We start from the raw sequence: 21,734 nt of genomic DNA, 5'->3' as shown, positions 1-21,734 counted from the left end.
CGATTAGGCATGTACAACGGACCGCGTCGGCGCTGCGCGTCCTGTTCAGATCCACCCGTTCGGTCACGATTGTATGATCGTGGCCCTACGCTCATTGCCTGGCAGACGATCGTCGTGGCGCTTCAGGTGATCGGTTCTCAAGCGAGGCGCCGCCGGTTAATTGTGAAATGGTTTGGGTGTCGGGTCCACGCCACCGATCACCATGAATGGGGAGCCCCAGCGCAATAACTATCGATGTTTAGCGAAGTGGCAGGCCATCGCCCCTGTCCGCACATGGCCACTAGCACCTCGACAGTGGGGCAGTGGAGCACCTTGTCGTTGCAATGCGCCGAGCCACATCACGAGCAGCTTCATGGACGCTGTGAGCAATCTTGCGAATCGAAGTGCTCGGGCAGCACTTGGCTTTCACCGAACATGCCGCGCAGTCGGTCTGTCTGGGGTGGAAGATGACGGTGTTGGCTTTGGTGACGTGCGAACGCTCGTTCTTGGTATTGTGCTCTCTGAAGGGCATGCATTTGAGGAGCGAGCATGGGAAAAAGGGCTAGCAATTTTAAAGGTGACACCCTGAAGCTGATCAGTAAGCTTCCAGCCGAATGGGGCTTTGCTTTTCTGCTGGGTACGTTGCCGATTTGGGTGTTCAGCAAAACTTCCAAGGACTTCGAAGAGATGGTGTCGGGGCTTCTGGCAATCGGGCCATTGATTGAATACTTTGGTTGGATGTTGATTCCTTATGGTTTGTTGTTTGTCTTCAAGTACGAGATGCGCTTTGGTTCAGATCGGGGTACGCAGGTATTCGGCTTTTTTCATAAGCTCATCGCTGAAGTAGGGACCGGTCTGTTGACCATTACCCGAACAGGCTTAGGCGTAGCCGCTGGCATCTTTTTCCTATCGGATGAGGTGGTGACGCTCACTCAAGATCAAATGGTGCGTTTGTGCTGGATGATTGGCGTGCTCACCCTCGCCAACTGTGCCCTGGCGATGCTGAAGGATGAAATGATCGAGAAGACCAGCAGGCCGGCTTACAAGAATCCCATCAAGCTCTAAGAGCGGCCCGCCGCTCGCGCACTTAGGTATCACCCCTGAGTATCGTGGTGTTGGAAATCCCACGGGCCTGATCTATCCGGCGCGCCACGGCCATGGCCGCTTCCAGCTCACTGAGTCCCTGGGTTTTCATGAGCTCGAAGCGCTCGGCGTTCTCTTCCGGTTCGGTCATGGCCATGGTCAGGTAGAGGCTAGGCGGGATCGCACGAAACAGCACCTCCATCGACTTGGAGAGGATCAAGCACCACGGACCAACCGTCCCATATGTCAATCATCGTGTGCGGACCGTGGGGCAGCAACTGGTCCTTGTCGGTGGCGCAGCCGCTGACCCGCAGCGCGCTCATCAATAAGCCAGGGCCGGGCCTTAATCGAGGCTGTCGGCAGGGGAGGCTCCTGCCAACTGCCGCACCTGACGGCCTTCAGGTTCATAATCGATCTCCAGTTGCTGATCCAGGTGCACGGCCACCTGGGCGCCGGGTTGCACATAGACCGCGGCAAAGGCTTGGCCGTAGAGCTTGTTGACCCAATCGCCGATGTCCTTCACGCCCCCGGAGAGGATGCTGTTGAGCGCCGAAGGTCCGGTCTTGACGGCGCTGCCGCCCGGTGCGACCACGTTGCTGACGTCGGGCTGATCGGCTTCAAGCAGCTTGGCCACCCCGGCGCCGGCGGCGGTGATCAGGCTCTTGGTGCCCAGGTACTGCTGGGCGTTTGAGCGCCGTTCACCGGCGATACACGGCACCCCATAGGGATCGCTGAGCCAGCCGATACCGCCCTGGATCTTGCCCGGTGCGGCATTGCCGCTGGCGCTGTTGCCCTGGCGACCGGTCAGCTTCTGGGGCGCGGGCAGGGTGCGAATACGCCCATCGTTGAAGACAAAGGTCAGGCTCACGATATGGCCGCGCACGCAGGACAGGGTCCAGTCGCCGGCGGCGGTACCACTGAGGACCGCACCGGCCACATCCGGCAGGTCAATGCCGTTGGCGGTGAGGTTGTCCGGGCCGATCAGCACCTTGAACGGGTAGGGGTCATTGACCACACCGTCCACCGGGACCCGGCCGATCAGGGCTGTCATGGCGATGGAGCCGGTCAGGGTGCTGTTTTCCGGCAGGGTGTAGACCGCCCTGGCGGGGGCCTTCTTTGCGCTGACGGTGGGATTGCCGCCCTCCAGGACGGTACTGTCCTTGAGCTGACGCTGGCCTGGGGTGGGCGGCTCGATGAAGGCGTTGGGGAAGCTCACCCCCTTTGCCGGCTGGCCGGAACCGGTGGGCAGGGGTTTGCCATTGGCGTCGACGGCGGTCGCATCCTGAGGCTCGATCCAGATCAGCTCGTGTTCGTCCGTGGAGAATGATGCACTGTCGCCAGCCTCAAGCCCCAGGCCAATCGGCAGGTCCTCACTCGACTTGCTGAGAAACTCGGTCGACAGCGCCTGCCTGAGGTCGTCCAGCAGGTGCTTTTTCTGCTGCGGGCTCAGGTCTGGTCGACCGCCGTTGCCCATTTGCTCCCGCTCGGCACTCACGGCCTTCTGGATCCGCAGATCCACCTCGCTTTCGCGCAGCCTCAGGCGATCGTTTTCCTCTTTCTGTTGCCGGTTTTCCGAGAGCAGGGTTTTGAGTTCCTCGCGCATGGCCTTGGTCTGGGCCACCAGGGTGGCGACCGTGTCATGCGGCGTGTCGCCGTCGATGCCCAGTTGCTTCATTTCCTCAGGGGTGAGGCGGTATTGATGGGGATCAGAGTCATTGGAGGCGCTCTGCTGGCTGCTGCAGGCCTTGATCAGGCCAAACAGCGCGAGCGCTACCACGGGTAGCAGCAGCCACTTGAACAGGGCATTACTTTTCATGGGGAAGTCCCTCTACAGCGTTGGGCCCCGCAGGGGCAGCGGGCGCACTGACGACGGGCAGCAGGGCCTGCGCCAGGTCGCGTCCGCGCATGACCCGATACACCAATGAGGTGTCACGACTCGGGTGCGCCGACCCCAGGCACGGAGGCTGAAAGGCCGCACGGGTGAAGTTGCTCGGCAGGTGCGGTGAATCGAGGTGCAGCGGTACGTTCAGGAGCAGACGGTCATAGGTCATCAGTTCGACCGCCTGGGCGGTGTAACCGAGCAGCCAGAGCGCTGGCCGTACCGTAATCGAGGCCTCAACCCTCTGCGTCCTGCGCGCTTGCAGCCGTCCCTGATGAGCCTGCGGACAGGCGCTTGGGGACGCCGTCGTAGCAATCGATGGCGAGGCCGAATGGATTGGTTTCCGGGTCCACATCGCGACGCACCACCTTGATGGGGTAGCGCACGAAGGTCTGCTTGATCCGCTCCGAGCCAAAGAACTCCTCGGTCGCCAGATCCAGGTTCAGCAGCCATTGGTCGCGTCCCTGCACCTGCACGCGTAGCTGAGGCGAGCGGCCGTAGTTACGATCCGGAAGCTCGAACACCCCACGGGTGCGGTTGCGCAATTCACCGGCGATCTGACGCTTCTGGGCATCCTGTTCCAGCTGGGATTTGCAACTGGGGGTCAGGTAGGCTGACAGCCGATGGATGGCCGAGGGATAGTCCTTCTCCCCATCCGCCGGCCAGCGGTTGAGCTGCTGGAAGATATACAACCCGAAGGTGTACACCGACTCCGGCGGCACCTCCCACCATTTGCGGGTACTGCCTGAGCGCAGGTCGGGCGGGATGTTGATGGTCAGGTTGCGTGGGGCGTCCCACCAGCCCAGTCCCGAGAGCAACGTCGTGCCCAGCAGCACCGCGCAGCCGATGCGCAGGGACGTGACATGGGCCTGCAGTCGGTTCACCTCGTTCTTGAAGCGACTCATGCCCCAGGGCCCCGGCGTGTGCTCCAGAGCCCCGAGCGCCTCACCAGACCGGTTGCGCCGATCCAGGGAGCCAGCCAGGGCCAGGCGAGTGTCAGGCGCCATTGCAGATGACGGTACAACCACGTCTGGGGCTTGCCGCGCTTGTGCCGACGCAGCAGCCTGCCGCCGACCAACAGGCCGCCGCCAATGCTCAGCACAATCCCCGTGGGGGCCAGGGCAATGCTGTTGAACCCGATCGCGGCGGCGGTACCCAGACAGGCCCCACCAGGGTGGCGGCGATCACGGTGAGCCACATTTCGTCAGCGGTGAGCCCCAGTACAATGACCGGTTGGTGATTGAGGCGCGAGGGCAGAAACCGAATGGTTCCGTCGGGTAGGTAATGGTCAGCGTCATGTGTCATGGTGATTTCTCCTCACAGCACCGACGTGGCTTTGGTCAGCAGCCAGATACTGATCACCAGCAGCGCGGCGCCGACACCGCAGGTCAGGCCGAACTGGCCCCAGGTCTTCTTGCCGCTCTGAACGTCGGAGTAGGTGGTGTAGGCGTGGTAGGCCACGCCGCAGAACGAGGCCGCGGCAATCAGCAGAGCGATCAGCGAAACGATGTCATACGCATGGTTTTGCAGGGTCTGGATGATGCCGGTGCCCGGTCGGCTGGGGGTTTCCAACTCGGGCAGCCCGGCAAGGCTGCGCGAAGGCGATAGCAGATGGCTGGTGAGCAGACCCAGGGTAATGACCCGGCGAGCCAGGGAATGGGAATGGGATTTGAGGGAGGAGAAGCGGTTCATCAGTGCCTCCATGGCGTGGTTGAGTGTGTGTCGGGAAATCAATTGAGCAGGAGCAGGGTGAGCAGGATGTAGATCAGCGCCACCTTGGCTGTGATTTCCGCCCATCGGCCCTGTGACAGTTGTCCGCGAGCCCACGCGCGGTAGGCACTGCCAATGGCCCAGGCGGCAAACACCAGGGCCAGGACCAGGCCACAGAGCAAGGGGGTGGTTTGCGCAGGGGTAAAGCCGCCCATGGCGCCAAAGGCCTTGAGCTGAAAGTCCGTCATGCTCATGGCATGGCCTCGGTGGACTGGGTGTAGTGGCCGGTCAATTCAGGCAACGCCCGGGGCTGGGCGCGCGAGGGCGTGAGGTAGTGCTCGATGCCCTGTTGGATCAACTCCAGATCAGCGGCCAGGCGTGGGTAGTCGAAATGAAAACGCGCCTGCTCATCGACGGGCTGGGCCGCACGGGTGTGGACCTGTTGGGTCAGGGTGTCGAGCTGGCGCAGCCAGGCACTGAGCAGCGTGCGTTCTTGAGCCGTGGGCTCGGCCTGCGCCATGGTCGCCTTGAGGCTGAGGACGAGACTGAGTGCGATGTAGCGCGGGAGGGGGATGACAGCAGGCATCGGGGCATTCCGCTCAAAGAAAGTTCTCCGAGCGTGCCGTAGGACATGAGGAGCAACAGCAAGAAAACTGGATCGGGCCGCTCAGTTTTAGTACCAGAATGCGGCCCGAACACACAGGGCAGGGCATCGTCGGTTTATTGTCAGGGGGGCGGCTCATGCTGAAGGCCTGCCTTGAGCAGAGCAGCTCAATGCCCAGTGTGTCCCTACACCGTTTGGTTGAATGGGTGATCGACTCGGTCCGGCATTCGATACGGCTGTCAGAACCTGTCAGCAGATTTGGGATCTGTAAAGGACGTGAGCGCTGGTATCGAATCGGAGCGGGTGGTGGGCCGTGACTGCTCATTGCCCGGTAGCCGAGCACGAGCAGTGAAGCGGGTGTCCGAATGGGATACTTCGCTTTAGCGATTAGCCTTTCTGATCATCTCGACTAGTTCCTGAATCTTTTCCTTCAGATCGAGAGGGTATTCGGTGCTGGCGCTTGCGCAGACTAGCTTTGCCACTTTGACCTTGTCGACGTTCTTGAAGGGTTCTTGCGCTTTGCTCTCGAAGGGCAGCACATGATCGAATTGCCCTGTTTGCAGGCGCCTCTCAAACTGATTGTAGGCTGCACTTAAGGCATCAGTCATAGTGTCTTCAGGAACGTAGTTCTCGATCTCTCGCCCGGCGGTTATCCACACGACGCCCCCGTCCTGCTCGACTTCCTGTTGGATTCGGCGCTTTGTCTGGTTCACGGTGCCATCTGCTGAGGTCTTGTCGCTGTCGATGACGATCGCCAGATTCCGATTGAGCCGCTTCACCGCAATGAGGGCATCGAGATCTTCCTGACTTGGCTCGGCGTCAGTCGCGCTCAGATGGCTTAGCAACCTGCCGCCGTAGAACATGATGGAGTAATCGATGCCTTCAACAAAGTCTGGCGCGGCCTGGTGAAGCCAGTGATTGATGTAGACCCGGTCTGAGGGGCCTTCCACCCAGATGATCGAGTTGGCCTGCAGCAGGTCCGAGGCCTTGTAGCCCAGGTCCTGTAGCACGTTAGACTTGTTGTTCGGGGTTAGGCACAGCTCAATCTTGCTGCAGCCGTCCACATTAGAAACATGGAAAACCGAAGCCTCAACCATGTCGATAATACTGGCCGAGTGTGTGGCAATGAAATACTGGTTGGTGGTGTTGTCTTGCAGGTATTTCACGAGCCGCCGCTGAAGGATAGGGTGCAGGTGCAGTTCGGGTTCTTCAATGCAGACGATCTGGTTTTCGGCCAGGGTGCAGAAGGCTGCAAGCATGACCACCTCATGAATGCCAGTGCCTAGTGACTCTATAGGCAGCGTTTTGTCATTCATGTGGACCAGAATGTGCTCTCTGTCATGAGGAATCTCAATTTCAGCGTTTTGGGTTTCAGTAACCGACTCTAGAAACGCATTTATTTTCTTGAATTTCTCAAGATTTTGACGCTCATGAACACCGGGGTTCTGCAATTTTGCTAGTTCTTCGATTAGTCCTTTTCCACTCCAATCCGAGAAACTCTCTCCTTTAGGGGAAATTTCTCTGATCGCAGGTATTAAGTTGGTTTTCATTTCTTTCTGATCCGTCGCGTATGCAATCCAACGAGTAATTCTATCGATGGGATAGTCGCTGGTGCTGTTGTATACAGATCGTGGGAGGTGGCTACATATTCTCTCAAGTTCAAATTCTGGTACTAAATCATGTATGTCTTTTGTTCTTTGTAAGTTTAGTGGCGTTACTTCTCTGGTGGTTTTTTTTATCCAAATGGTTTCGTTTATTTTTAAGTGATCAATGGTTTTATGTAAGTTTTGGAGTTCTCTTGGGTGTTTCTCGAATATTGATTCGGCTTCAGATTTTAGTTTTTTTACTGGGATCCCTATTTCAGCTACAACGTCCGAATGTATAGCTCCCAGGTGGATGTCTAGTGGATCTAGAATTAATTCAGATTTCTTTATTTTCGACTGTTGTATTTTTGTTATATTTTTGGTTATGAAATTTAATACGCAGGATTTCCCGGCGTTGTTTGGTCCTATGAAGAAATTGAATCGACAGAATGGAGCAATATAATTTATTTCTTTTCCAATGCCTTTGTAATTGGCGAGAGCGAGGCCATGCAATAAAACTTGTTCTTCCATGAGTGTAAAGCTGCCTGAATTTGAAGTGATGGCAAAATCATATCGCCTACAGATACTTTTTAAAACTGCCCACCGTAATACTCACCACCAGGCCTAGGGCCAGCGCACTGGGCAGTAGCACCAGCATGGGATTGACCGTGATGGGCAGGGCCGGGTAGATGATCCAGGGCGCCACCCACAGCGGCATGATCAGCATCTTGGCCCGGTGGTAGATGAACCCGGACTCACGGCCGGCGCCGAAGCGTCGCAGGTCTCGGCGCACCAGGCCATCCGCGGCACCAGTAAAGACTGCGACCAGCACCATCGGCATTGTGAGGATCAGGATCATCACGCGCGCCAGAAGGGTCAGCACGGCGTACACGGCCGCCAGGCCATAGTCTTCGAGGTACGCATAGGCCTTTACCAGATGCCGCTGAGGCCCGGCCATTGCGGGGTGGGTCTGTTGGGCGGGTTGGACGATCCACTCGATCAGGCCGGTTTTCTCAAAGCCCACTCGTAGACCTGCACGATGATCCAGCGGGCGTTTTGCTCCACTTCGTTCAGCAGCAGGCTGTTGGGGAAGGCCGTCGAGATCCAGGTCAATTCACTGTTGAGCATGTCCTGGGAATGGCGCCAGCCTTCCTCGGGCCAGAAAAAGAACAGGCCGACCCACTCGCTGACGATGCTGAAAAACAGCGCCACCATCAGGATGCCGAGGAGGGTGAAGGGCAGGCCCAATAGTCGGCTGATCGGCCCCTTTTCACGGTAGGCCTGCTGGTTCTTTGCGGTGTCAGTCGTATTGGCCATGGGCATCCGCGCTCAAGGGGCGTGAACGCCTGCCGCTCGACAGATGCCGGCAGCGGGGCGGGCAGGAGGTGAGGGCCCAGGCGTGTTCACGTGAGATGGGGCACAGGCTTGCACATCGACGGGGCTATTACGCCGCAGAAACGAGACCCGCCTTGGAGCGTTTTGCCGAGCAGCACACGCCCAGGGCACACGGCGTTTGAAGCGGATGAGGGCACTGCGATCAGGCCCAGACTCACTCAGGTGAGGGTAGTCACCAACCGGGGCGTGGCACAAAAGAAAAGCCCGACAGAGTCGGGCTGAGGTGAGGGTGATTCAGAAGGTCAGGCGCGGGGCCTGACCTGGAGGGTTGTGCAGCGACCTTGTCTCAACGGCCACTGCTGGTGGGGTACTGCTCCGTCACGCAGGACACGCCCGTTTGATCGAGCGCCTTGAGCGCGAAGTTCCGCCATTTCAGCCGATCGGCAAACTTCTTCAGCTCCGGGGCTGCTCGGCCGACGATCCTGGCGATGTCCACCTCGTCGGTGCAGGTCTCTGCGGTGAACTGACGCTGAAACGTATCCAGCCAGTACTGGAACTCGTGGATCTCGTTCACCACCTCATCAGGGCGGCGCCAGATGATCTCCGACTCCTCGACCACCCCCACAGAACGCAGGGAACGCCCAGGCCCAAGGCTTGGGAGCTGGCTCTGTAGGCCTTGCCCGCGGTGTAGAAGATCTCCACCAGATGCGGCTCAAACGCTGCACCGGCCTTGATCTGCGGGTAGACATACAGGTCGTGGAACTTCGAGGTACAGAAGCGGATGGCGTCCTCGATCGAGCTACGATGACCCATGGTGTATTCCGCACTGACCTGGCGATAGCCCAAGCCATGATCGTTGAGTGGCAGTTTCATCTCGCCGGTACAGACGACGGTGAACTGCTTGTGAAACGCATCCAGTCGCAGAAACGAATGGGGTGCGTAGGGGTTACGGACAAACGGAAACAGCGGCCGCAGCACGTCCAGTATTTTTTCCATGGGGATTCTCCTGTTCACAAAGGCAAACGCGGAGAACCTCTCGCCCGACGGGGAGACATTCCCCGCGTGGGTGGGTTGAAGCAGAGGGTTAGGCCAGGTACTTGATGCTCAGGGCCGTCACGGTACCGAGCGCCAGCGCCAGGGCTGCGAACGACTGAAACAGCCGTACGGTCAGCTTGTGGCTCATGGCGTCCATCTTGGTGTTGATCATCATTAGGCTCGTATTGAGCGCCAAGGCTGTGTCTTTCGACTCACCGCGCAGGGTGGAGGCGTCGAGCAGAATCTTCGACAGGTCCGACTTCATCTCTGCGCGAAACGCCGTAATCTCCAGCTTCAGGTCATGACGAGACTCGGTGACATCGGTTTTGCTGGCGAGCAATGAGGCTCTTTCGAACTCCAGGGCTTCACTCACATCGTGTGCGTTTTTCTCCGGGACACCGGCGGCGACCAGGGCTTTGTAGAGCGCCATATCCAGTTTCATCAGACCTCCAGATTTATGGGATGGGCCTGCCCCGACGGGCAAGACCCGTGCGGGGAAAACAAGAACAGCGATGCTTCCGCCGACCGCAATCGCCGTCGGTTGGTCGCATCATTGGAAGCTTGGCGACCGATGGGGTGGATCATGCGCAATGGCGCATCGTAGCTCCTCCGATCCCAAGCTACTGTGCATGTCGCTGACAAGGCCAGCAGTACGCCCCTGCACAATGAACACCCCCACCCAGGGCTGTCAAAACACCCTCTGCAACAAGTTTTTGCCGGCGCAGACACGCTGTGCGAAAGCGCGCCTGCGCCTTTTGAACGCCATCCTCGACAGGCGCAGGAAGGCGCGCGCTGCATCGGTCAGACATGGCTGATTCCTCTGGCAGCAAAGGCGCACGCGCGCGGTAGCCTGCTGGCCGACATCGCGCTCCAGGTGCTGCTCAGCGGGCATTGGCGGTGAGTTCAAACGCTGGCGACGACTCTCTGCCAGGATCAGCTCCACCCAATAGATGACTGCCCTGTTCAAGTCTTCGGCTGGCAACCCTCCAGGGCTTAGGCCTGCGAGCCAATCACTGCCCCAGCGTTCCACCGGCCAAGGGCCTCCCACAATGCCTCACACACGACGCCTGCTTTTCCTCGCTGGCGCGATGCTTTGCCCTACAGAGGGTTGTGGTCCCAGCAACTACATATTCATGGGCAACACACAATTGAGCAGCAGGGCAGGCGAAGGGCGCTCCCGTCATGGGGCCCATCGCGCACTGCCTGGGTGAAGCCTCACGGCCTGCTCATCCATCAAGCCCGTCGCAGATGGAGGCGATAGGCATCACAGGGAGTACTCACCTATGGACATGAGTCCTGAACACACCGCTGAAAAGACCTGCCAGATCCTGCTCAAAATCAGCGTGCAGGCACGCCGGCGTGACGGCCTGCTGCTTGAGCTGGTCGGCCACATCGAAGGCTTTGCAGGCGCTGAAATCCTGGGCTTCGAATTTGGGCGCACAGGCGAACCTGAGCCTCGCCCAAAGGCGTACCTTGCTTGAAACACACCGGCCCGCGCGCGGGCCATCACTGACCATGGAGTGGTTGATATGCACCCTTTGAATATGGCTGTCGCCTTTCAAATCATGAACAACATCAAGAGCGGCCAGTTGCGCAATTGTCTGGCCATGGGGTTTCAGGAGCGGGACCTGGAGGCCCTGATCGATCCCCGTTGCGTCGGGGCCCTGGTGAATTCACCGGTGCCCTGGTTCAAGCTGCTGGTCGACAGCGATGTCGTTCAGCGCCTGATGGCCCATGTCCGGAGTGATGACGAGGAGGGCCTGATCCGCCGGGCTCTCACCCTCGGCGCCAGCTCTCCCATGCTTCACCAGCTCTTTGGGCTGCCGCCCAAGGAGGTTGCTGTACGCCGCAACATGCTGGGCCTTGAACACCGCCGGGGGCGCTGGCCACTCATTGGTCATGATGATGAAATGCGCCTGTGGGAACACTGGCGACGGATATCCAAGGAGCAGGGCACCCACCCGAACGATCCGCGCTCGGTGCTGCATGTCGCGATGCTGATGACCGAGTGCGAGCCGACCTTGAACCTGGCGATGATCTGGAACCAGATCCAACAGTGGATTTCCGACGACCTGGTCTGAGGTTTGGCAGTGGTACCGAGAAAGCAATTCATCGCTCTGCGGCAGGCGACACCGTGAACTGTGCCGGCTTGCCTCAGGCCACCGCGAGAACGATCGATCGTTGTTGAACGCCGTCTGGCATCGCAAAAAGCCTACTCACCGGTGACGGTGAGTAGGCGAACAGTCAGATTAAATTATCTCTGGGTCTGCAGGTGTTGCATGCAGTCAAGCTCGTCTGCCAGCAACATCAACGTAAAGGCCCGGCTTGGGGCGCTGTAGAGGTACAGGCAGATTTCGTCATTGCCACCGGCGTAATAGATCGAGAGCAGTCCTTCACCGTTTTGTAGCGATTGCAGGTTGACCGCCCATTGTGCAGCCTTGAGGTTTCCCCAGTCGCACAGCAGATGCCGTATCAGGTAGGGAAGGCCGTCGAGTAGACCTACGGCTTGAAGCGCCTGGACTCCGTCGGTCATCAGCAGCCTGCCCGGTTCAAAGAGCAGTCGCAGATCTTTCGGGATATCCAGTGTCTGCAGGATCAACGTGGCGTGTGTGTCGCAACACTCAGCCGCCAACAGTGCTTGGTACATCGTTGTTTGTGTCTTCATTCAGACCTCCAGATTTCACAGGGGAGGGCCTGCCCATACGGGCATGACCCGTATGGGGGGAAAACATTCAGAACAGCAGTGCTTCCTCGACCGCAATGGCAGTCGATCGGTCGCATTACCGGAAGCTTGGCGACCTGAGCATGGATCATGCGCAATGGCGCATCGTAGCTCTCAGATCCCGGCTACATTGGCATGTTGCTGACAAGGCCAGCAGTACGCGCCTTCACAATGGACAAGCTCAGGAGGGCTGTCAAAAGTCCATCTGCAACGGGCTGTTTCCACAGTTTTGGTGAGCGACGTACGACAAATATCAAGCCGGTGCTTGGTGAAGGAGACTGTGCGGGAAAAGGTTCAGGCGCGGCTCTATCTCGTGTGGGAAAACGCGACTCGCTCGTTTGTTTATCGACGCTGCTTGGCGCTGTCACTAACCTTGATGCCGTTCTGATCAGCCCAAGTAGATGAATGGCTGATGAACGTTAGGCGAGGCCCTGCAATCCTGAGCCGAGTAGATGATTGGGTCCTTCAGTTCAGCAGTTCTAGTGAAATATATAGATATCTAGCTATGTATAGTGAACTCAGCTAGACATAGCTCTATTTGTGTAGAGATCAGTATTCTTGAGGCCGCTGTGGATCCGTTCCGAAACCCTTTTGCACCTTGCGCAGGCAGTAGGCCACCTGAGTTGGCGGTTGGGACGTATGGGTTGGCCTTCAAGAAAGCGCAGTGTTTGATTGCTGGCACTCAGGGGCCAAACCTCAACGCCACCGTGCCGTCGTGAGCGATCGCCACCATCCAATTCAGGCTCTCGTCGAAGATCTCAATGTCGTCAACACCTGGGTACCAGATGCTGGAGAACACCTTGAAGAGGTCCGTGGTGCGTAAGGCGTCGATGTCATCGAATCGGCCCCAGTTGAGGAACACCCGCTCTCTGGATCGTATGCCCAGGTATTGGAAGCACTCGCTCAGTGAGAAGTGATCATCCGCTGCGTTGTCGGGGTGAACAGAAACGACAATCTTCTGAGTTTTTGCCATTTCGTGGGGCAGGACTATTTCGAACCTGATGGAAAATAGATGGAAAATCCTGCTCTGGAGCGCGGCGAGATCATCTCCAAGAACCTTCTGAACATTGGGAAATGGATCGGCAGTCACGTCGCTGTGATTCTTGATTTTATGAGCATCCATGCTTGTCTCCTAAGGGGGAAGGCGATTGCTTACGAATTTTCCCGGACTGGTAGGCAACCGCTGACGCGACAGCGGTTGCCATGGCCCTCAAATGACCGCTAGTTGTACATTGAGCGGTTCAGACGGATTGGTGGATTGCAGTGCTTCGCCACCAGCCGACGGGCTGAACGCGGCCATGCTGCTGATCAACATTTGTGTCTGCTGTTCCACGACCGGATCGATCGAACTGTTAGTCGTTGGCTTATCTGACACCGCCGAAGCCGGTTTACTGTAGCTGAAATAGACGTCTGCGATCTCGCGGGTCTCGCCCGATTCCAAGGTGTACTCGGAGATCCACTTGATAGTGTTGCCGTTCATGTCGGGGCGATGGGTACTCTCAACGTCATTCAGCGAAATCGATTTGATGCCCGCATCGCGCAACGTCTTGAGTTCTCCTTCGTCTGAAATGGCGTTCTGATTGGTATCCTGCCAAACCAGTAGCTTTTCGAAGAGCTCATCGGAGGCATCGATATGCCCATCACCATTGGAGTCAAGTCGGCGTAAAGCAGTAAAACCATCCTCTGTTGGGCCGCCGAACAGCTCGGTTCCATCATCGATCGTGCCGTTGCCATTACGATCCAGGGCCAGGAACCCACTGTTGGCATCTAGCCAGCCGTGGTAGGCACCTTTTTCTCCTGGAATAAATTCGAAGCCCTTGATGCCATCGAAAATTGAGCGTGTCCCAATCCCATTTCCGCTGAGGTCAAACGCCAGCGGTGTCAGCTCCGCTAGTGCGTCCTGAATGATGCTAGATGTCTCACCGGCTCTGTCAGCAAGAGCGGAGGCCTGACCTGCCAACGCTTCGTTAGCCCGGCCGTAATTGTTATTAATGAACTCTTCCATATTTCTGGCCGAGTCGACCAGATTGGTCAGTTTTTCATTGAAAGCGCTTTGCCAACTGTCGCTGCCTGAGAGATCAAGCCCACCACGATTGAACGCGTAATCTTGAAGTGCGTTATAACCTCCATTCCACTGGAGCAGGCCATTTTTGTCATAATGAAGGAAATCATCGCCTGGCTTGATCAGGCTTGAAAGTGAGAAGTTAAAATTATTGATTTGATTTTGTGCCTGCTGAAGGAAGCCTCGGTCCAAGCCTCGCTGATAGTTGTCAATAAACCTCTGAGTACCTTCTTCGATGTTATACCCATCATAGTGCCCATTGACGTAAGTTACGTCGAGTTCCAGCACTGGCGGTCGATTGATATCGAAGTTTTCGGGTAGCGAAGCTGGGTTGAGCTTCATGAATGTATAGACAGTTCTTGCCGCTTGCTTGCTCCAGTCACTTGCCGCTAGCTTGCTCAAACCATAGATCCCTTCGGCTGCTTTGCTACCAGCCCATCCGGCGCCGTAGAGGAAGCCGCCTAATGCGAGGGTTCCCACGATGGGATATACCGTAGTAAGGGCGCCGATCCCTAAGGCAAAAGGAACCGACATGGTAATCAGGGCTTCTAGTGCCGCCACTCCAGCCACAGTCCCCAACATCCCGGCGGAAACTTTTGCCGCGCTATCGAGCACACTCGCTATGTCCTCCGTCGACTCAGCCATACTGGCAAAGTCGGACAATATACCGCCGATGTCTCCTGAATTGGCCAGTGCCTCACCCAAGGCCTTCAGTTTCGGATTTCCGTTGTTTTTGAGCGAGTTTCCCATCGCGGTTACAAGATCCGAGATGAGTTTGGCTTGCTCGATTTCCTTGGCTGTAAAGGCCATACGTTTATTTCCTTCTACTCATCCACACGCCGGATGACTTGCGCGCATGATGGCTAACCCATCATGACGTCCTAGCCGCCTGACCCTGTCCTTTGGGTGTCTTCATGATGCGTTGACGAAGAGACCTATGGCGAAAAGCCGGCATGTATGCCAAGATGGCTACCCCTTGTCAACAGCGATTATCGTTTGCGATTGGTGTTGGTTTGCATTATCGGCCCGGTTGCTGCAGCGCAAAAGTTGCTGATCAGGTGCTGTACGCGTATTTGAAATGTGGTGGAAGGAATTCAGGGATGGGGCTTAAAGCTTTGCTGTACGGCTGGATAACCTATTGGGTTATTTCTTGGTTGACCAGCTTGGGTATTTTTTATAGCGACATAGCGCTCGACAGCGATTTGCACCGTTGGTTGCCTGTCATTGCCCGTGCAGAGAGCTACTTTGTTGCTAACGGTCAGTTGGACTTTTTGAAAAAAGCTGCCTGGATCTACGAAAAAGACTTTATGCTGTTGACCTGCATGATGGTGTGGGTGTGTCTATTTTGTCGGTTCTCGCTAAAGGGAAGTTTTCTCACCTTCTTCAGAGTCTCGAGCTATCGGCAAAGCTGGATATCGTTTGCCGGGCTGTTGGTTTGTGCTGGTCTGATCTCGACAGTAATTTTCGGACCTGATGTGGGGCAGTCCACGCGAGGTATTTACGAAAACCAACTGTACCGCCTTAGTGTCTTCTTTGGCGCAATGCACAGCACGCTAGTACTGCCTCCTTTGGTGTCAGCCATTGCTTTTAGTCTTGGTAGCTTTCTTGATCCCATTAAGGATCGTACAACTGCCCTGCGTCACTAAGTGGCTTGGGCGCTCATCAGACCACCCACTTGGTTGAGCGCCTGAGTACGAATCTCTTCTTTGGTGGAATGGAAAAACACCTTTTTCAGCATTTCTGAAGATCGCGCAGCGAGCTATGCGTAGACTTGCAGCCCACCGTATTTCGCAGGACTATTTCGTTTCTTTCTGAGTGTGATGAAATTGACTTGCCGCATGCACTGACATAGCGTGCTCGCCCGCGAGGCCACTGTGCCCCTTTCTCGTTTTTTGGCCTCACAAAAGGACTTGTTCATGACCCGCAGGTATTGCGTCTGGTTGATGGTGTGTTTGACGCCTGTCAGTGTACTGGCAGCTCAACTGGAATCGCTCCCATCTGACCGCGCCGAACTGATGTCGGTTTATCGCGAGGCGGTCTCGAACAACGCCGAACTCAAGGCTGCCCGGGCCGGCTTCGAAGCACAACAGGAAGCGATTGCGCAGGCACGCGCCAACCTGTTGCCGGCAATCAACACCAGTGCAACGATCGAGTCGACTCGACTGGAGCGCGATGCTCCCGAGCTGACCCGCGCCCGCAGTGGGACTACCTACCAGGCCAACCTGAGGCAGCCACTGTTTCGGGCGGATGCCTGGTATGGTCTGAAGGCCGCCAAGGCCAGTGTCTCCCAGGCCGCTATCGAGCTGTCAGCGACGGAGCAGGAACTGATCCTGAAAACCGCCGAGACCTACTTCGAGACATTGCGCGCCTCTGACACCCATGCTGCGGCGCTGGCTGAAGAGGTTGCCTTCAAACAGCAGATGGAACAGGCCCGCGGGCGCCTAAAAGGTGGTTTGGCCAGCATCACCGACGTGCTCGATGCAGAGGCTGCCTACGACAATGCCCAAGCCAATCGGGAACTGGCGGCGCGCAAGGTCGACGATGCCTTCGAACAACTGGTCCATCTGACCCATCACGACTACACCAGCATCGAAGGGATTGAGCATCATTTGCCAGTGCTGGCACCGGTTCCAGCCGACGCCAAACAGTGGGTCGATGCCGCAATGAAACAGAACTTCAAACTGCAGGCCAGTGACATGGCCGTTGAGTCGGCTGAACAGGTGCTCTCCCAGCGCAAGGCTGGGCACGCTCCGACACTGGATGCAGTGGCCTCTTACCGCAAGGGCGACAACGATAGCTTCGGCTACAGCAACCCTAGCGACTTTGGTCGGGACGGTTATCGTGACAACGTCACCCAAAGCTCGATTGGCTTTGAGGTCAACTTGCCGATCTACAGCGGTGGCCGAACCAGTTCCCAGGCTCGGGAGGCTTACAAGAAGCTGAGCCAGAGTGAGGAACAGAGGGAAGGGCAGCGCCGGGACGTGGTGCTCAATACCCGAGGGTTTTATCGCGCTGTCAATTCGGACATCGAGCAGATTCGGGCCCGAAAAAAAACTATTCTGTCGGCCCAAAGCTCGCTCAAGGCTACCAAGGTCGGCGCTGATATCGGCAGTCGCAACACGGTAGACGTACTCAATGCCCAGCGGCAGTTGTTCACCTCGGTCCGTGACTACAACAACGCCCGGTACGATTACATCCTGAACAACCTTCGCCTGAAACAGTCGGCTGGCACGCTCAGTCCTGCAGACTTGCAGAGCCTGGCCCAGTACCTGAAGGCGGACTATGACCCGCAGCGCGATTTTTTGCCGCCTGAAATGGCCAACACCAACCTGGATTCGTCGCGGTTTTCAGCACCTCGGGCAGACAGCAAAAGCCTTTAATTCGGGCGTTAAACCATATTTTTGAGTGTCAAGTGAAATATTGTTTGGGAAATGCATGGCTGATGTCGTTTTGCCCTTCCGCCGTTGAATCCGTCCGCATATTATCTGCCTGCCCCGCGTCTGACGGGGTATTACGGGCTTGAAGCTTTTAGCAAGGATGCGGTTGTATGCACGAACAAGGCGGGGGGCTGCTCGGTCCTCGGATACTGTTGATACTGGCCTTGCGTGCCTGGTCATGTTGGCAAGGTTTCACAGTGTTGCCGCATCGCCGGAGCAATTGGCGCACGAATATGTCGCGGAAGGTCAGCGATTTTCAAAGCCGGACATCCTGTTGGCTGCCAAGCAGCTAAAGCTCAAGACCAAGGCCGTCCGTACCTACGCCGAACGCCTTTCGCAAACCCCTTTGCCCGCCATTGCCTGCTCGAACGACGGTAGCTTTTTTATCATTGCCCGTGTCGACCAGGAAAAAACACTAGTCCACGATCCGCTTCTGCAGCGCCCGACGGTACTCAGCACCGAGCAGTTGCAGGCGCGTTGGAATGGTGAGCTGATTCTGGTCCAATCGGCTTCCTCGCAGGCCGGTGAGGTTTCACGGTTCGATTTCACGTGGTTCATTCCGGCCATCGTCAAGTATCGAAAGCTGCTGGGCGAGGTGTTGCTGGTATCGCTGGTTCTGCAGATTTTCTCCTTACTGACGCCGTTATTCTTCCAGGTAGTGATGGACAAGGTGCTGGTGCACCACGGGCTGACCACCCTTGATGTCGTGGCCATCGGTCTGTTGGGCATCATGTTGTTTGAGTCTACGCTCAGTGGTCTGCGCAGTTACGTGTTTGCCCACACCGCCAGCCGGATCGATGTCGAGCTCGGATCGCGGTTGTTTCGTCACCTGGTGACCTTGCCCCTGGCGTACTTCCAGGCTCGGCGAGTGGGGGATTCCGTGGCACGCGTGCGGGAGCTTGAGAACATTCGAAGCTTTCTGACCGGCAATGCCATCACGCTGCTGCTGGATGTGCTGTTCTCGGTGGTCTTCATTGCGGTGATGTGTTTCTACAGCGGGTGGCTGACCCTGATTGTGCTGGTGTCGTTGCCGCTGTACTTCATCGTGTCATTGTTCATCACGCCGCTGTTGCGGGCTCGACTGAACGAGAGCTTTGCCCGCGGTGCCGAGAACCAGTCCTTTCTGGTCGAAACGATCAATGGCATCGACACCGTCAAGTCGATGGCTGTCGAGCCGCAGGTCACCCGCAAATGGGACAACCAACTGGCGGCCTACGTGTCGGCTGGTTTCAAGACCCAGACGCTATCCACCATCGCTAACGAGGCCGTTTCGCTGATCGGTAAGTTGGTTACGGTGGCGACTCTGTGGTTGGGGGCACGTCTGGTGATTGATGGGCAACTGTCGGTCGGCCAACTAGTGGCTTTTAATATGCTGGCCGGCCGTGTCGCCCAGCCGATCATGCGCCTGGCGCAGTTGTGGACCAACTTCCAGCAGACGGGCGTTTCGGTCCAGCGCCTGGGCGATATCCTCAATACCCGCACCGAGCTGTCCCAAGCCACACGCAGCGCGCTGCCCACCCTCAAGGGACGTATCGAATTTGACCAGGTGCACTTCCGTTATCGCCCGGAGGGCTCGGAGGTGCTGCGTGGCGTGAAGCTGGTGGTAGAGGCTGGCGAAGTCATCGGCGTGGTTGGGCGCTCAGGCTCGGGCAAAAGCACCCTGACTCGCTTGTTGCAGCGACTGTACGTACCCGAGCGAGGGCGTGTACTGGTTGACGGCATGGACCTGGCACTGGCGGACGTGTCCTCGTTGCGTCGGCAGATCGGGGTTGTGCTGCAGGACAACATGCTGTTCAACCGCAGCATTCGCGAGAACATTGCTCTGACGGATCCCGGTGCGCCGCTGGAGGCCGTCATGCACGCCGCCAAAATGGCCGGTGCGCACGAGTTCATCCTAGAGTTACCCGAGGGCTACGACACCGTAGTAGGCGAGCATGGCGCCTCCCTGTCCGGCGGCCAGCGTCAGCGTGTTGCCATCGCCCGGGCTCTGATCGGCAACCCCCGTATTCTGATCTTCGACGAGGCCACCAGTGCCTTGGACTATGAGTCGGAACGGATCATCCAGCAGAACATGCAGGCGATCTGCAAAGGGCGGACGGTGATCATCATTGCTCACCGACTTTCTGCTGTGCGTGATGCCAACCGAATCATCGTCATGGACCGTGGGCAAATCGTGGAGCAAGGCAGTCATGCCGAACTCCTGACTCTTCAAGCAGGGCATTACTCGCGTCTGTACCGTTTGCAACAAGGATAAGTTGTCATGAGCCAAGCTTCAGCAGGTCGTGAGCTGTTTCGACGGTATTGTCGTGTCTGGAAACAGGCGTGGGCGCAGCGCAAGTCGATGGATGCACCCAAACGCCTGCCCCATGAGGTGCAGTTTCTACCGGCGGCGTTGGCGCTACAGGATCAGCCCGTTCACCCCGCGCCTCGTTACATCCAGTGGGTCATCATGTTGTTTGCGCTGCTGGCTTTGCTCTGGTCCATTTTTGGCCAGATTGATGTTGTTGCCACCGCCACCGGGAAGGTGGTTGCCAGCGGTAAGAGCAAGACCATCCAACCCAGTGAGGTTGCTGTCGTCAAATCGATCAAGGTGCACGACGGGCAGGCTGTGAAGGCCGGGGAGGTGCTGGTCGAGTTGGACACCAGTGCCACCGGAGCTGACATCAAACGCTTGCAGAGCGAGTTGCTTGCTGCCCAGGTGGACACCGCACGTGCGACAGCCCTGATCGAAGCCATTCAGACCGGCAAGGAACCTGGCTCACTTGTTGGGCGCATCCCTCAGGCGGCTCCTGAGCAAGAGCTGGCGGCCCAGCGCTGGTTACAGGGGCAATACCTAGAACTGCGCAGCTCGATGGAACAGATCGACGCAGAAATCGAACAGCGGTCCGCCGAGATACAGTCCACCAAGGCAACGCTGGCGTCCTTGCACAAAACGTTGCCGATCGCCCGTCGTCTGGCTGAGGACTACCAGCAGATGCTGGAGCAGCAGTACGTGCCCCGTCACGCCTACCTGGAAAAGCAGCAGGCTCTTTTGGACCAGGAGAGGGACATGGCCGTGCAGCAATCGCGCCTCGCCGAAGTCGAGGCCTCGAAAAAAGAAGCCGAGCGCAGGCGGTCAGTACTGCTGGCCCAAACGCGGCGCACGATGCTGGACCTGCAACAGCAGTCGGAACAGAAGGCGGCGTCACTCACCCAGGAACTCAACAAGGCCGAGCAGCGCGATCATCTGATGAGCCTGACCGCTCCTGTGGACGGTACCGTTCAGCAATTGGCGGTGCACACCATTGGCGGCGTGGTGACCGCGGCGCAGCCGCTGATGGTCATTGCTCCAAGTGACCAGCCAGTTGAGGTCGAGGCGATGTTCGAGAACAAGGACATTGGCTTTGTGCGGCCTGGGCAGCCGGTCACCGTGAAGGTTGAGACCTTCACTTTCACCAAGTACGGCACAGTCGATGGTGAGGTGGTGAGCGTTTCCAGCGATGCCATTGAGGACGAGAAACGCGGGCCGATCTATAGCAGCCGTATTCGACTGCTCAAGGATAAGGTCAATGTGCAAGGGAAAGAGGTTTTGCTGTCTCCCGGCATGTCGGTGACGGCGGAGGCGAAGACGGATAAGCGACGCGTGATCGAGTACTTCTTGAGTCCTCTGGAGGCCTATGCGAGTTCAAGTTTGAGCGAGCGATAATCGCGCTGTGCCGGTTTTCTCCGATGGGAGTTTAATGCGAATGGATAAGTGTGCGCGATCAAAATTGTTCTCTCCGCTTCTCTTAACGGCTGCCATTTTTTTGTGTGGCTCGAAGGCGTTTGGTAGCTGTGATTTTTACTTTGATAGTGGCCCGAAGGTGGTGTTCAACGGGGCGGGTGCGGAGTGCAAAAAAGCTAGATTCAATGGGGCTGTTTTGACGTTCTATGTTAATTATCCAGGTGGTGAAGTGTTGAGTGGTAGGGCTATTGATGGCTCTGTGGTTGTTGATCGTGTACGCAAGATTTCGAGCGATTTGGTACGTGGTGATGTAAGTATTAAATACATGTCGTTAGCTTCCAGTGTTGACGGTGTTGAGTTTTATGAGGCAGGTGATAGGAAGCTATTTAGGTTCAAGGGCGTAGATGGTCAGCGGGTGTATGTTGGTGGAGGGCATGTTAGTGAGGGTAATCGGGCGTTTCAGGGATTAGAAATTCTTTATCAATTTTCAAAGGGGTATGTGAATTTCAAGGTCATTGATGATTTTGTGTTGGGTGTGTTGACTTCAAGAGTAGCCATTGGAAATTAATGGAGTGAATGATGGTCTTATTGGAAATGAGTGC

The 21,734-nt window shown here is 57.1% G+C and carries 21 protein-coding genes and 4 pseudogenes; 8 read left to right on the top strand and 17 right to left on the bottom strand.

What is annotated here, in order from left to right; translation table 11 throughout:
- Positions 1-313: 313 nt before the first annotated feature.
- Positions 314-481: pseudogene (locus ACZ5KU_RS19595) on the bottom strand (IS5/IS1182 family transposase); the annotation flags it as partial.
- A 47-nt stretch (positions 482-528) separates the two neighbouring features.
- On the opposite strand from ACZ5KU_RS19595, the gene ACZ5KU_RS19590 reads away from it, so the two are divergent.
- Positions 529-1,044 carry a hypothetical protein gene (locus tag ACZ5KU_RS19590; protein ID WP_464736066.1) on the top strand — a complete coding sequence of 172 codons (516 nt, stop codon included), beginning with the start codon at positions 529-531 and terminating at the stop codon, positions 1,042-1,044.
- 22 nt (positions 1,045-1,066) lie between these two features.
- Here ACZ5KU_RS19590 and ACZ5KU_RS19585 read toward each other — a convergent pair.
- The 13 genes and pseudogenes from ACZ5KU_RS19585 to ACZ5KU_RS19525 form a co-directional block, all read right to left on the bottom strand.
- A pseudogene (locus ACZ5KU_RS19585) lies at positions 1,067-1,282 on the bottom strand (hypothetical protein); the annotation flags it as partial.
- Positions 1,283-1,405: 123 nt separating this feature from the next.
- The gene (locus tag ACZ5KU_RS19580; protein ID WP_464736065.1) at positions 1,406-2,878 is read right to left on the bottom strand and encodes a TIGR03752 family integrating conjugative element protein; all 1,473 of its coding nucleotides are present in this window, start codon (positions 2,876-2,878) and stop codon (positions 1,406-1,408) included.
- On the bottom strand, positions 2,868-3,296 hold the full coding sequence (locus tag ACZ5KU_RS19575; RefSeq protein WP_464736064.1) for a DUF3438 family protein: 429 nt from the start codon (positions 3,294-3,296) through the stop codon (positions 2,868-2,870). Before ACZ5KU_RS19575 ends, ACZ5KU_RS19580 begins: the two co-directional genes overlap by 11 nt.
- Positions 3,178-3,846: a PFL_4703 family integrating conjugative element protein gene (locus ACZ5KU_RS19570; protein ID WP_054063172.1), complete on the bottom strand. Its 669-nt coding sequence runs from the start codon at positions 3,844-3,846 to the stop codon at positions 3,178-3,180. Before ACZ5KU_RS19570 ends, ACZ5KU_RS19575 begins: the two co-directional genes overlap by 119 nt.
- Positions 3,843-4,246, bottom strand: a pseudogene (locus ACZ5KU_RS19565) (TIGR03750 family conjugal transfer protein). Before ACZ5KU_RS19565 ends, ACZ5KU_RS19570 begins: the two are co-directional and overlap by 4 nt.
- A 12-nt stretch (positions 4,247-4,258) precedes the next feature.
- Positions 4,259-4,633: a TIGR03745 family integrating conjugative element membrane protein gene (locus tag ACZ5KU_RS19560; protein ID WP_054059682.1), complete on the bottom strand. Its 375-nt coding sequence runs from the start codon at positions 4,631-4,633 to the stop codon at positions 4,259-4,261.
- A 38-nt stretch (positions 4,634-4,671) separates the two neighbouring features.
- Positions 4,672-4,905, bottom strand: coding sequence for a TIGR03758 family integrating conjugative element protein (locus tag ACZ5KU_RS19555; RefSeq protein ID WP_464736063.1), 234 nt, complete (start codon positions 4,903-4,905; stop codon positions 4,672-4,674).
- Positions 4,902-5,237: an integrative conjugative element protein, RAQPRD family gene (locus ACZ5KU_RS19550; protein ID WP_081009866.1), complete on the bottom strand. Its 336-nt coding sequence runs from the start codon at positions 5,235-5,237 to the stop codon at positions 4,902-4,904. Before ACZ5KU_RS19550 ends, ACZ5KU_RS19555 begins: the two co-directional genes overlap by 4 nt.
- A 398-nt stretch (positions 5,238-5,635) precedes the next feature.
- The gene (locus ACZ5KU_RS19545) at positions 5,636-7,369 is read right to left on the bottom strand and encodes an AAA family ATPase (protein ID WP_464736062.1); all 1,734 of its coding nucleotides are present in this window, start codon (positions 7,367-7,369) and stop codon (positions 5,636-5,638) included.
- A gap of 46 nt (positions 7,370-7,415) precedes the next feature.
- A pseudogene (locus tag ACZ5KU_RS19540) lies at positions 7,416-8,155 on the bottom strand (TIGR03747 family integrating conjugative element membrane protein).
- A gap of 364 nt (positions 8,156-8,519) precedes the next feature.
- Positions 8,520-8,747, bottom strand: a complete 228-nt coding sequence (locus ACZ5KU_RS19535; protein ID WP_464736061.1) for a hypothetical protein — start codon at positions 8,745-8,747, stop codon at positions 8,520-8,522.
- The gene (locus ACZ5KU_RS19530) at positions 8,744-9,169 is read right to left on the bottom strand and encodes a hypothetical protein (protein WP_464736060.1); all 426 of its coding nucleotides are present in this window, start codon (positions 9,167-9,169) and stop codon (positions 8,744-8,746) included. The genes ACZ5KU_RS19535 and ACZ5KU_RS19530 overlap by 4 nt, the downstream gene beginning before the upstream one ends.
- An 88-nt stretch (positions 9,170-9,257) precedes the next feature.
- Positions 9,258-9,650 (bottom strand): hypothetical protein, encoded by a 393-nt coding sequence (locus ACZ5KU_RS19525; RefSeq protein WP_054059686.1) that lies wholly within the window; start codon positions 9,648-9,650, stop codon positions 9,258-9,260.
- Between the two features lie 841 nt (positions 9,651-10,491).
- Between ACZ5KU_RS19525 and ACZ5KU_RS19520 the strand changes: the two genes are divergently transcribed.
- Positions 10,492-10,689, top strand: coding sequence for a hypothetical protein (locus tag ACZ5KU_RS19520; protein ID WP_054063167.1), 198 nt, complete (start codon positions 10,492-10,494; stop codon positions 10,687-10,689).
- 48 nt (positions 10,690-10,737) lie between these two features.
- Positions 10,738-11,289: an STY4526/YPO1902 family pathogenicity island replication protein gene (locus ACZ5KU_RS19515; protein ID WP_054063166.1), complete on the top strand. Its 552-nt coding sequence runs from the start codon at positions 10,738-10,740 to the stop codon at positions 11,287-11,289.
- 173 nt (positions 11,290-11,462) lie between these two features.
- On the opposite strand, the gene ACZ5KU_RS19510 is transcribed toward ACZ5KU_RS19515, so the two are convergent.
- The 3 genes from ACZ5KU_RS19510 to ACZ5KU_RS19500 all read right to left on the bottom strand — a co-directional run bounded on the left by ACZ5KU_RS19510 (position 11,463) and on the right by ACZ5KU_RS19500 (position 14,802).
- Complete coding sequence (locus ACZ5KU_RS19510; protein ID WP_054063165.1) at positions 11,463-11,873, bottom strand: hypothetical protein; 411 nt, start codon at positions 11,871-11,873, stop codon at positions 11,463-11,465.
- Between the two features lie 739 nt (positions 11,874-12,612).
- Positions 12,613-13,053 (bottom strand): hypothetical protein, encoded by a 441-nt coding sequence (locus ACZ5KU_RS19505; protein ID WP_464736059.1) that lies wholly within the window; start codon positions 13,051-13,053, stop codon positions 12,613-12,615.
- Positions 13,054-13,140: 87 nt separating this feature from the next.
- Positions 13,141-14,802 carry an EF-hand domain-containing protein gene (locus tag ACZ5KU_RS19500; protein WP_054063163.1) on the bottom strand — a complete coding sequence of 554 codons (1,662 nt, stop codon included), beginning with the start codon at positions 14,800-14,802 and terminating at the stop codon, positions 13,141-13,143.
- Between the two features lie 143 nt (positions 14,803-14,945).
- Between ACZ5KU_RS19500 and ACZ5KU_RS19495 the strand changes: the two genes are divergently transcribed.
- From ACZ5KU_RS19495 to ACZ5KU_RS19475, 5 genes are all read left to right on the top strand, one after another.
- A complete protein-coding gene (locus tag ACZ5KU_RS19495) occupies positions 14,946-15,638 on the top strand; it encodes a hypothetical protein (RefSeq protein WP_152973032.1) in 693 nt (230 codons plus the stop codon).
- A 270-nt stretch (positions 15,639-15,908) separates the two neighbouring features.
- Complete coding sequence (locus ACZ5KU_RS19490; protein ID WP_054063161.1) at positions 15,909-17,372, top strand: TolC family outer membrane protein; 1,464 nt, start codon at positions 15,909-15,911, stop codon at positions 17,370-17,372.
- Positions 17,373-17,529: 157 nt separating this feature from the next.
- Positions 17,530-19,683, top strand: a complete 2,154-nt coding sequence (locus tag ACZ5KU_RS19485; RefSeq protein ID WP_464737425.1) for a type I secretion system permease/ATPase — start codon at positions 17,530-17,532, stop codon at positions 19,681-19,683.
- A gap of 6 nt (positions 19,684-19,689) precedes the next feature.
- Entirely contained in the window at positions 19,690-21,114 is a 1,425-nt protein-coding gene (locus ACZ5KU_RS19480; RefSeq protein ID WP_054063159.1) for an HlyD family type I secretion periplasmic adaptor subunit, read from the top strand.
- A gap of 40 nt (positions 21,115-21,154) precedes the next feature.
- On the top strand, positions 21,155-21,700 hold the full coding sequence (locus ACZ5KU_RS19475) for a hypothetical protein (RefSeq protein ID WP_464736058.1): 546 nt from the start codon (positions 21,155-21,157) through the stop codon (positions 21,698-21,700).
- Positions 21,701-21,734 lie beyond the last annotated feature (34 nt).

The organism is Pseudomonas sp. Tof1, assembly GCF_055390395.1.
The sequence above is the reverse complement of the archived record's forward strand: the minus strand, read 5'-3'. Positions and strand labels throughout refer to the sequence as shown.